General features: G+C 63.3%; 8 protein-coding genes. 6 read left to right on the forward strand and 2 right to left on the reverse strand.

Annotation, left to right across the window (positions count from 1 at the left end):
- Positions 1-112: 112 nt before the first annotated feature.
- From HMPREF9710_RS26495 to HMPREF9710_RS08155, 4 genes are all read left to right on the forward strand, one after another.
- A complete protein-coding gene (locus HMPREF9710_RS26495) occupies positions 113-2383 on the forward strand; it encodes a DUF4214 domain-containing protein (protein ID WP_005665489.1) in 2271 nt (756 codons plus the stop codon).
- 275 nt (positions 2384-2658) lie between these two features.
- Positions 2659-4482, forward strand: coding sequence for a type I secretion system permease/ATPase (locus tag HMPREF9710_RS08145; protein WP_005665491.1), 1824 nt, complete (start codon positions 2659-2661; stop codon positions 4480-4482).
- Positions 4483-4514: 32 nt separating this feature from the next.
- Positions 4515-5867, forward strand: a complete 1353-nt coding sequence (locus tag HMPREF9710_RS08150; protein WP_005665492.1) for an HlyD family type I secretion periplasmic adaptor subunit — start codon at positions 4515-4517, stop codon at positions 5865-5867.
- Between the two features lie 3 nt (positions 5868-5870).
- Positions 5871-7220 (forward strand): TolC family outer membrane protein, encoded by a 1350-nt coding sequence (locus HMPREF9710_RS08155; RefSeq protein WP_005665493.1) that lies wholly within the window; start codon positions 5871-5873, stop codon positions 7218-7220.
- Here HMPREF9710_RS08155 and HMPREF9710_RS08160 read toward each other — a convergent pair.
- Positions 7217-8560, reverse strand: coding sequence for an acyltransferase family protein (locus tag HMPREF9710_RS08160; RefSeq protein ID WP_081589865.1), 1344 nt, complete (start codon positions 8558-8560; stop codon positions 7217-7219). The genes HMPREF9710_RS08155 and HMPREF9710_RS08160 overlap by 4 nt on opposite strands.
- A gap of 60 nt (positions 8561-8620) precedes the next feature.
- On the opposite strand from HMPREF9710_RS08160, the gene HMPREF9710_RS08165 reads away from it, so the two are divergent.
- On the forward strand, positions 8621-9223 hold the full coding sequence (locus HMPREF9710_RS08165) for a DUF4214 domain-containing protein (RefSeq protein WP_005665495.1): 603 nt from the start codon (positions 8621-8623) through the stop codon (positions 9221-9223).
- 66 nt (positions 9224-9289) lie between these two features.
- Here the strand turns inward: HMPREF9710_RS08165 and HMPREF9710_RS08170 are convergent, their stop codons facing one another.
- Complete coding sequence (locus tag HMPREF9710_RS08170) at positions 9290-10171, reverse strand: sulfurtransferase (protein WP_005665496.1); 882 nt, start codon at positions 10169-10171, stop codon at positions 9290-9292.
- 304 nt (positions 10172-10475) lie between these two features.
- Here HMPREF9710_RS08170 and HMPREF9710_RS08175 point away from each other — a divergent pair, with 304 nt between their 5' ends.
- The gene (locus HMPREF9710_RS08175) at positions 10476-11132 is read left to right on the forward strand and encodes a PEP-CTERM sorting domain-containing protein (protein ID WP_005665497.1); all 657 of its coding nucleotides are present in this window, start codon (positions 10476-10478) and stop codon (positions 11130-11132) included.
- The last annotated feature ends 200 nt before the right edge of the window (positions 11133-11332 follow it).

The raw sequence follows: 11332 nt of genomic DNA on the forward strand, positions 1-11332 counted from the left end.
TATCACGTGTCTGTACGGTAACTTTCTGTCATCATGCGCTCCGATGGCCTTGCTTGCGTACTGACAATGCCGGCATGGGCCTGGACCCCCGATTCATCTACTGGAGCTTTCCATGGCAGTTGTCGCTACCCACGTCGCAGCAGTTCAACAACTTTACGTTGCCTATTTCGGCCGCCCGGCCGATCCGAGTGGCCTCGACTACTGGACCAATATCGTCAAGGCGCAGGGCAAGACCGATGCCGTGTCGGCCACCTTCGCGACGTCTCCCGAATACAAGGCCGCGTTCGCCGGCATGACCAATACCCAGATCGTCAACAAGATCTATTCGAACCTGTTCAACCGCGCTGCCGATCCGGTTGGCCGCGACTATTGGGTCGACCTGCTGAACAAGGGCACGATCAAGGTCGACTTCATCGTCGCCGACGTCGCCCGCGCCGCGCTGACCACCGACAAGGAATCCATCGAGAACAAGGTCGCCGCCGCGACCGCATTTACCAACGCGCTGGATACCGCGGCCGAAATCGCCGGCTATAGCGGCGACAAGGCGCTGGCCCTGGCCAAGGCATTCATCTCGAGCGTGACCACCGACGCGAGCCTGAAGGCGGCGATCGCAACGGCCGCGCTGAACGCATCGGTGGCGGCGGTCGTCGAAGCCGGCACCCCGTTCTCGCTGCAAGGCGCGCTGGCCAAGCTGGTGGCGGCCCAGGACGCCAAGTCGGGCATCCTGGCCGACCTGGCCGACGACAACGCGGCCGTTGCCGATCAACTGGATGCCTCTGGCGTGACCGGTACCCCTACCACGGCGCAGATCCTGGCCGCCATCGCCGCCATCGACAAGGCGGGCGACACCGGCATGAACGGCCTGATCGCCGGCTTCGCCAGCCTGACCGCCGCCCAGCAAACCGCCCGTATCGCGTCGACCGAAGCCGATAACACCGCCGCTCTGCGTACCCAGGCCACCACGCTGGATACCCGCACCAAGGCGCTCGACGCGGTGAGCAACCTGAGCACCGCATACAAGAACTACAAGTCCGCCGTCGCGACCGAAGATGCGGCCAACAAGGCCGCCGCCCTGAGCCTGACCGCGGAAACCAAGGCGATCAAGGACGTCGGCACCCTGAATGGCGGCGCGCTGGCCAGCATCGTCGAAGCGGGCGCCGTGACCGGCTACGAATTCACGCCGGCCACCGGCGCCGCAGTCGGGCTGATCGAGTTGAACAGCGCCGGCACCGCATTCGTCCTGGCCTCCGGTGTGACCGAAGCCAAGTACAAGGGCGTGACGGTGGCCCTGGCCGCCATCAACAAGAGCGTGACCACCCACAAGACGCTCGACAAGGCGCGCGAGGACCTGTCCACCGCGACCCTCGCCGCCGACATCCTCGATTCGGCCGATTCGGGCGCGCGCCTGAAGGCCGTCGGAAGCGCCTTCGTGTTCGCCAAGCTGGGTACCGACGCGCTGCCGACCTACCAGCAGATCCTGGCGGAAGACAAATCGTTCCAGTCGCAACTCGACGCGCGCGATGCGCTGGTTGGCGGCGGCAAGGGCAGCTACGCCACCGGCATCACCGCGCTGTCGACCGACGTCGATACGCTCATGAAGACCGGGACGCCGACCGTCGAGGCGTTGAAGGCGCGCCTGGATACCGCCGTGACGGCCAAGCTGATCACCGCCGCGCAGGCGACCGATATCGCCGGCAAGTTCGGCACCACCACCGAAGCGATCGCCGCGGTCAACAAGGCGCTGGCTGGCGTCAATGTGGCCGCCCAGTACAAGACCTTCGACGACGCGCGCAGCGCGTTGCTGTCGGCCGAAGCGAGCGAAACCGGCATCGGCACGCGCGTCGGCCAGCTGGAAGCCGCCCAAGGCGCGCTCGACGCGACCAATGCCAAGATCAAGGCATTGGCCGAGGCAGTAGTCGCCTATGAGGCCGCCCAGTCCCTGAACAGCGTGGTGGAAGCCGCCGACGCCACGATCGCCGCCGCGCGCAAGATCATCACCGACAAGGGCTACGCCGCACCGGTGACCCTGGAGCAGAGCGTCACCCTGGCCACCGCCAAGGACGACGTCTACCTGGCGGGCGCCACCAAGGTGAGCGTGCACAACTTCGGCTCGCAAGGCGACGACTATCTGTACGTCGGCGCCGGCCTGACCTACAACCGCACCGAGATCGGTTCGGGCACGGGCCAGACCGCGCTGAACAAGGCGGGCGACGACAAGGTGCTGGAATTCTTCCTGCAGCAAAGCGGCAACGACGTCATCGTCCATATCGAAAGCAAGGCCTTCGGCTCGACTTCGGGCGCGGCAGCCAACATCACCGCCATCACCCTGGTCGGCGTGGACCTGGACGACCTGGCCATCCGCGACGGCATCATCTCGATTTAATGTAGCCGCCCGACGCCCTGCTGAGGGCGTCCCGCGGTGTAAAACCGAAACACCTCACCGCCGATGGCCGTGGGGTGTTTCTTTTTTGCGAGATCGTTTGACAAAAAGTTGTCGTCAAGAAGCAACTCCCTTACCGGCCGTTCAAAATTTGTGACCCACATCACAAAAAACTCTTGTTCTAGCGCATAATACGGCCCAGTGAGCAATTTCCCCCGAGTTAGGCACTCTCATGTGAGGTGCCGGAATTGCTGGCTTGTATCCCACTACTCGCATCCATGAAACCATTGCTGAACAAAAAGAACGAGATCGAACAGGCGCTGGCCGCCTTCAAGAGCACCTTCATCACGGTCGGCGTCTTCAGCGCGATCATCAACATCCTGATGCTGACGCCGTCGATCTACATGCTGCAAGTCTATGACCGCGTGCTGGCCAGCCGCAACGAGATCACGCTGCTGATGCTGACCCTGCTGATGCTGGGCGCCTACGCCTTCATCGCCGGCCTCGAGCTGATCCGCTCCTTCGTGCTGGTCCGGGTGGGCGCGCGCTTCGACATGATCATGAACAAGCGCGTGTATACCGCCGCCTTCGAGCAGAACCTGAAGCAGGCCGGCGGCAATGCCGGGCAGTCGCTGAGCGACCTGACCAACCTGCGCCAGTTCCTGACCGGTAACGCGCTGTTCGCCTTCTTCGACGCGCCCTGGTTCCCGATCTACCTGCTGGTGATCTTCCTGTTCGAACCGACCCTGGGCCTGTTCGCGTTGGGCGGCACGGTGGTCCTGATCATCCTGGCCGTGGTCAACGAGCGCATCACGCGTAAGCCTTTGTCGGAAGCGAACACCATGTCGATCCAGGCCGGCACCCTGGCCACCAACAACCTGCGCAATGCCGAAGTCATCGAGTCGATGGGCATGCTGCCGAACCTGATGGGCCGCTGGTTCAAGATGCACGGCAAATTCCTGTCGCTGCAGGCCGACGCCAGCCAGAAGGCCGGCAAGATCGGTTCGGCCACCAAGTTCGTGCAGACCGCCCAGCAGTCGCTGGTGCTGGGCCTGGGCGCGCTGCTGGTGCTGGAGAACAAGATCACCCCGGGCATGATGATCGCGGCCTCGATCCTGGTCGGCCGCACCATGCAGCCGGTGCAGCAGGTGATCGGCGTGTGGAAGAACTGGAGCAGCACCCGCATGGCCTACGAGCGCCTGACCAAGCTGCTGGAAACGAATCCGGCGCGCGAAGCCGGCATGGCCCTGCCGAAGCCGCAAGGCCACCTGACCGTGGAAGGCGTCACCGCCGCGCCGCCGGGCGCCAAGAACCCGATCGTGCGCAATGTGAGCTTCGGCATCAAGCCGGGCGACGTGCTCGGTGTGATCGGCCCGAGCGGCTCGGGCAAGTCGACCCTGGCGCGCCTGCTGGTCGGCGTCTGGCCGTCGATGATGGGCAAGGTGCGCCTGGACGGCGCCGACATCTACCAGTGGAACAAGGCCGAACTCGGCCCGAACATGGGTTACCTGCCGCAGGACATCGAACTGTTCGCCGGCACCGTGAGCGAAAACATCGCCCGCTTCGGCGAAGTCGATGCCGAGAAGGTCGTGCTGGCGGCCAAGCGCGCCGGCGTGCACGACATGATCCTGCACCTGCCGAACGGCTACGACACCCAGCTGGGCGACAGCGGCGCCGGCCTGTCCGGCGGCCAGAAGCAGCGCCTGGGCCTGGCCCGCGCGATGTACGACGATCCGGCGCTGATCGTGCTGGACGAGCCGAACTCGAACCTCGACGAGGCGGGCGAGCAGGCCCTGGTGAACGCGGTGCTCGACCTGCGCAGCCGCGGCAAGACCATCGTCCTGATCACCCATCGTCCGAGCGCGATCAGCGTGACCACCAAGCTGCTGCTGATGCGCGAAGGCCAGGTCCACATGTTCGGTCCGACCGCCAAGGTGCTGGAAGCCCTGAAGGAACAGCAGAAGCAGGCGGCCCTGCCGGGTCCGGGCGCCACCGCCGGCGCCAAGCCGCCCGCGCCGGCCGCTCCGCCGGCGCCGCCGGCGCCGCCGGCGCCGCCAGCCCCTGCGCCAGCCCCGAACGACCAGCCCCAAGCGAGCGTTTGACCGACGACGGTCATTATTGGAGAACCGAATAGATGAAGTTGTTGAAGAGTAATACTACGGACGTGGTCGTGCACGACGTCGAGCCGACCGAAGTCAAGACCGATCCTAATCCGTACAGCAAGCTCGGCTGGCTGATCGTGCTGGCCGGTTTCGGCGGCTTCCTGCTGTGGGCGCTGCTGGCGCCGCTCGACAAGGGCGTGCCGCTGTCCGGCACCGTGGCCACCGAATCGAACCGCCAGGCCGTGCAGCACCAGGCCGGCGGCACCGTCCAGGAACTGCTGGTGCGTGACGGCGACGTGGTCAAGAAGGGCCAGGTGCTGGTGCGCATGAACCCGATCGTGGCCCGTTCCGCGGTCGAGGTCACCGACGCCCAATACCTGTCGGCGCTGGCCAACGTCGCCCGCCTGACGGCGGAACGCGATGGCGGCCGGACGATCAAGTTTTCGGAAGAACTGGAAAAGCGCCGCACCGAACCGCGCGTGATGGAATTGATGAGCACGCAGAACCAGCTGCTGATGGCGCGCCAGAGTTCGCTGCAAAATGAACTGGCCGGCATCGACGCCAGCATCGAAGGCCTCAAGATGCAGATCAGCGGCCTGCAGGAATCGCGCGACAGCAAGAAGGAGCAGGTCGAATTCCTGAAAGAACAGCTGGGCGGCATGCGCGACCTGGCCAAGGAAGGCTACGTCGCCCGCAACCGCCTGCTCGACCTCGAGCGCACCTATGCCCAGCTGGGTGGCGCCATCTCGGAAGACATCGGCAATATCGGCCGCTCGCAGCGCCAGGTGATCGAGCTGACGATGCGCCGCGCCCAGCGCGTGCAGGACTACCAGAAGGAAGTGCGCACCCAGCTGGCCGACTTCCAGCGCGAGGCCGACGGCCAGGGCGCGCGCCTGCAGGCGCAGCGCTTCGAGCTGTCGAACGTCGAAGTGAAGTCGCCTGCCGACGGCGTGGTGGTCGGCCTGGCGGTGTTCACCAACGGCGGCGTGGTGCCGGCCGGCTTCAAGATGATGGACATCGTCCCGAGCAACGCCCCGCTGATCGTCGACGGCCAGCTGGCGACCAACCTGGTGGACAAGGTGCACCCGGGCCTGCCGGTGGAGCTGATCTTCTCGGCCTTCAATACCAACAAGACTCCGCACATCGACGGCGAAGTGCTGTACATCTCGGCCGACCGCAGCGTCGACGAAAAGACCGGCGCGCCTTACTACAAGGTCCACGTCAAGGTGACCCCGGAAGGCCAGAAGAAGGTCGCCGCGCACAATATGGACATCCGCTCCGGCATGCCGGTCGAGCTGTTCGTGAAGACCGGCGAGCGCACGATGATGAGCTACCTGCTCAAGCCGATCATGGACCGCGCCCACTCGGCGCTGAGCGAGGAGTAAGCCATGGCGCGCATTCACGCATTTCGTCTGCGCACCCTGGCGGCCGGCGCGCTGCTGGCCGCGGGTTTCTGCGGCAGCGCCGGCGCGATCTCGCTGGAAGAAGCCTACCAGGCCGCGCTCAAGAACGATCCGACCTTCCGCATGCGCGAGTTCGAGGCCGAGAGTGGCAAGGAAAACCGCATCCTCGGCCGCGCCCAACTGCTGCCGCAGGTGTCGGCCAGCTATTCGTACAACCAGAACGTGACCGACCGCGAGACTTTCCAGGGCGTTAACCGGCCGCCGTCGATCGACCATCCAAAGTACGATAGTCGCTCGGCAGTGGTTCAGCTGCGTCAGCCGCTGTTCAATATGGACGCCATCCAGCGTTATCGCCAGGGCAAGGTGCAGAGCGCCCAGGCCGAGCAGGCCTATGAAGCCGGCGTCGACGAGGTGTCGGTGCGGGTGGTGAGCGCCTATATGGACGCCCTGTTCGCCGAAGACCAGCTGGCGCTGGCGCGGGTGCAGCGCGATATGTATGCCGAGCAGCAGAAGGTCAATGATTTCCTGTTCCAGAAGGGCGAGGGCACCAAGACCGATTCGCTGGAAACCCGCGCCCGGCTCGACCTGGCCGAGGCCCAGCTGGTCGAGGCGCAAGACAATGTGGTCGCGGTGCGCAATACGCTGGCCGGCGTGATCGGCATGGATCCGGGCACGCTCGACCAGCTCGGCCCGAACTTCCGCCCGGTCACGCTCGACGTCGCGAGTTTCGAGGAATGGCGCAAGCTGGCCCTGGAGCGCAACAACACGCTGGCCGCGACCCGGCTTGGGGTGGAGAACGCGCGCCTGGACATCAACCGCAACCGCGCCGGCCACCTGCCGCGGGTGGACTTCGTCGCCGCCTACAGCAAGAGCGACAGCGAGACGCTGAATCTGCTCGGTACGGAGTCGACCAACCGCTCGCTCGGCGTGCAGGTGAACATCCCAATCTATTCGGGCGGCGCGATCAATGCCCAGACGCGCCAGGCGGCGGCCACCTACGGTCGCGCTCAGGCCGAACTCGACGCACGCACCAACGAGACCCTGATCGAACTGCGCCGCGCCCACGACCTGGTCATGAGCAGCGGCCGCAAGATCGACGCCCTGGCCAAGGCCGTCGAGTCGAGCAAGGAGCTCATGAGGGCCACCGAGCAGAGCATCAAGGGCGGGGTGCGCATCAACCTCGACCTGCTTACCGCCCAGCAGACGCTGTTCACCAGCCAGCGCGACCTGGCCCAGGCACGCTATTCTTACCTGGTCGGCCTGATGCGCCTGCGCGCGGCCTCCGGCACCATGGCGCCGGATGCGGTGCGCGAGATCGGCGCTTTCTTCCGCTAGGAATGATGGCGGGCCCTGGCAACCGGGCTCGCCGCTGCCTCTTCTTCAAACGGCGCCGATTGTGCGCCGTTTCTTTTTTCATCACCACACAGCATGGACCCGAAACGGCGCGACAGCGCGATCGCGGGCCGGTCGACCCAGCGCTCGAACAGCCATGCCGCGCCCACACAGGCGGTCATATACAGGACGAAGCCGATCCCGAGATGCAGCGCATCGCGCGGGAAGCGCGCATAAAACGCTGCCGACAGCGAGCACAGCACGATGAAATGCAGCAGGTAGATCGAAAACGAGATCCGCCCCAGGAACTGCACCAGCGGGCGGTTCAATAATCCTTGTCCCCAACCCGACAGCACCGCCGCGCACACGCAGACAGCGCCGATGGCGTTATAAAAACTCTTGACGTCCCAGATCTGCGGGTCGGGCAAAAAGCCGTACATGGTGCGGAAATGCTGGTAGGCGCCGAAATACAGGCCGGCGGCGAAGACCGCGAACTGGCCCGCGCGCGTCAGGCGCACGCGGTGCAGCGCGGCGCCCGCGAACAGGGCGATGTAATAGATCGACTGCTCCGCATGAATGGCGTGCAGCAGCAGGCACGCCAGCGCCATCGGCAGCAGCAGGTGGCGCGCAGGCTTGGCAAGAAAGAACAGCAAGATATAGATCGAGCCAATGAATTCGATCTTCAGTGTCCACAACGGCGGCAGGAACGACGCGCTGCCCAGCACGATCGACCCGAACAGCGCTTCCTTCAAGGCATCAAGGCCGGTCAGGTCCGCCGGGTAAAAGCTGGCCAGCCAATTCGTGGAGCCGGACAATTGCGCCGCCTGTCCCGTGTGCAGCAATCCGGTGGAATAAGCAAGCCAGGCCAGTCCGATCGCGGCCATGATCGGCAGGTTCAGGCGCAGATAACGCGACCACAGGCGGCGCTGCAATACGGGGCCGGCATTGTCGTGCTCGAACCAGGGTAGTGTCAGGACATAACCGGACAGGACGAAGAAAATCAGTACCGGAAAATGGCCGTTATAAAACAGGGTCAATGCCGGCGAGCCAAGTACGTCGACAAGCGGACCCGGCTCCACGGGACGGGGAAACAGCGCGCCATAGTTATAAAACAGCAGCGATGGCAGGAACGCGGCGATAAAGTGGGTAATCGTGACGCTCAATGCCGCCAGGCCGCGCAGGCCGTCCGCGCTCGTATTCTTCATATGGTTATCATCGGTGAGGCTGTTCCTCCCGTTCGGTAGAACGCAACAGCTTGGTAGTCCTGCAAAGGCACGATTATCCGACAATCGGCGCCGATCGGGCGATAAACCATCGAGTTCCCGTGTTCGATGACGAAGCATGCGCTGCCATTCATCTCGCTGGACTAAGATGAGTTATCCAATCAATAACGGAGGTAGAAAATGGCAGTGGAAGCTATCGAGGTCCAAAAACTGTATGTCGCGTATTTTGGACGTCCGGCCGATCCGAATGGCATGGAATACTGGACCGATGCGCTCGACACAGGGGCGATCTCGTTGGCGGATGTCTCGGATTCGTTCGCCGCTTCGCAGGAATACCGTGACACCTATGCCGGATTGGGTAACCGCGCCATCGTGAGCGAGGTCTACGACAACCTGTTCGGCCGTGCGGCCGACGAAGCCGGTTTGAATTATTGGGCCGACCTGATGGATCGCGGCATCGTCTCGATCGACGATGTGGTGAGGGATGTCTCCGAGGCCGCAGTGGGCGCCGACGACACCGCCTTCAACGGTAAGGTAGCGGCCGCCAGCATGTTCACCCTGCGTCTCGACGAAGCTGATGAGGTTGCCGCCTACCAGGGCGATGCGGCAAAAGAGATTTCGATGGAGTTCCTGGCGACAGTCAAGGATATAGAGAGCGCAGCCGACGCGCTGGATCCGGACGTCGTCGACGCGTGGATCGACCGCATCGTCGCTGCGCATACTGCCGAGGCCGTCCAACTTGTCGGCCAGGCGCCGGTAGCGGAAGCGCCGCCGCTCGGCTAAGGCAGCCGGGCGCGCTGCAGGCTTGCGCAGCCAGGCCGCGCACGCGCGGCCGCTGCGCAGGAACGGTCAGGCGGCAGGCTGAACCGCGGCGGCTTCGTCGGGCCTGTGCGCACCGGCGCAATGCGGGCACGACACGCCCACGACATAGCTCGGCGACAGCTGCTGGCGCGGCGTGACCACGGCGCGGCACGCGAAGCATTGCGCGGTCTCGGTCGGTTCCAGCTTCGGATTGAGGGCGGTGCGGTAATCGAACACGAAGCAGTCGCCCGTGTAGTGGTCGCCGCCGACTTCCTCGAAATACTTCAGGATGCCGCCCTCGAGCTGGTACACGCGTTCGTAGCCGATATTCTTCATGTGGATCGCGGCCTTCTCGCAGCGGATGCCGCCGGTGCAGAAGGTGACCACGGTCTTGCCGTTCAGCTCATCCTTGTGCTGGGCCGCGACGGCCGGGAATTCGGTGAATTTATCGATGCGGTAATCGAGCGTGTTGTCGAAGGTGCCCACGTCGACCTCGAAGGCGTTGCGGGTTTCCATCATGACGACTTCGACGCCGTCGTCGTCGTGGCCCTGGTCGAGCCAGCGCTTGAGGGTATGGGCATCGACCGCAGGCGCGCGGCCCAGTTCCGGCTTGATCAGCGGCATGCGCATGGTAATGATCTCTTTTTTGATCTTCACCAGCATGCGCTTGTGCGATTGCTCGCCCGACAGGCTTTCTTTCCACTCCAGGTCGGCCAGGCGCTCGTCGCTGCGCACCCAGGCCAGGTACTGGTCGATGTGCTCGCGCGTGCCCGACAGGAACATATTGATGCCTTCCGGCGTCAGCAGCACGGTCCCCTTCAAGCCAAGCTCGTTGCACAGGGCCTGGTATTGCGGGCGCAATTCCTCCAGGTTGTCGAGCGTGATGAACTTATAGGCGGCGATGTTGACGTACTGGTTTTGGGAGGACATGGTCGATGAGCCTTGCAAAGGCGGTTGGAAAGACAGGGCGATATTATAAGTCAGCAAGCGCGCCCGACCACATGGCGCTCCCGATTTGCGACGGAGTTGCGCCGCTCCTTCCCGCTGCTCATTCATGAAGAAGCGTCAGGAAGCGCGAGGGAGCACTCTTGTGTCGAAAAATCTTACAGTAAATACAATCCGATATTGCGAAAAATCAATTAAGTTGTTGATTATTAACACTAATGCATTGCTGGCATCTTAATTGCTTTATGGATCATGTTCTGTTTTTAATTACCATAACTAGGGATAAACAATGATTCGTAAATTTGCCTTCATCACTCTGGCACTCGCGACCGGCTTCGCATCGGCTGCGCAAATTCTGCCTTCGAAATCGTTCAGCACCAACGCCAATGATATCTACACTTACAGCTTCGACCAGGCGCAAACCGGCAGCTACATCCTGGACTTCACGTTCAGCTTCGACGGCAAGGTGCAGAACAACGATTTCCTCGGTGTATGGTTCGGCAATGCAGGCGTCGCCAAGAACTATGAAGGCCCGAATTTCGGATTCAAGGCCAACTGCAACGAACAAGGCACCTGCACCGACGATCTTTTCGTGCGTACGCAAGGAACCGGTGGTCATTTCATCGCGGGCAGCGACCTGAAGGAAGGCGAGACCTATCACCTCTTCGCACATCTCTACAAAAGCACTGCGAACGGCTTTTATGACCGCTTCGACCTGTGGCTGAACCCGACTGCAACCGAGATGCAAACGCTGACCGGCGCCGACGCTTCGGCCACCGAAAAGTCCAGCCTCAAGTCGTTCGACACCATTGGCATTCGCACCGCCAATGTCGACAACGGCCTGACGCTGAACGTCAACCCGGCCGAAGTCCCGGAGCCGGGCAGCGTTGCGCTGATGGGCCTCGCCCTGGCCGGCTTGGGCTTCATCCGCCGCAAGCGCGCCTGATCCGAAGGAGCCGATGTCGATAAAACCGCTGCTTCGGCAGCGGCTTTTCGGGTGCTCACAGTGCAAGCGCCAATGCCAGCGGACTTTCCTGGCGGCGTTGCAAGATATGGTCGCTGGACAGCGGTGGCCTGCTGGCCGTCGTCGAGGTCGTGTAAGCGAGCGTACCGGCGAACCGACACCGATGCGGGTGGCATGATGCT

Source organism: Massilia timonae CCUG 45783 (assembly GCF_000315425.1).
Classification (GTDB): Bacteria; Pseudomonadota; Gammaproteobacteria; order Burkholderiales; family Burkholderiaceae_D; genus Telluria; species Telluria timonae.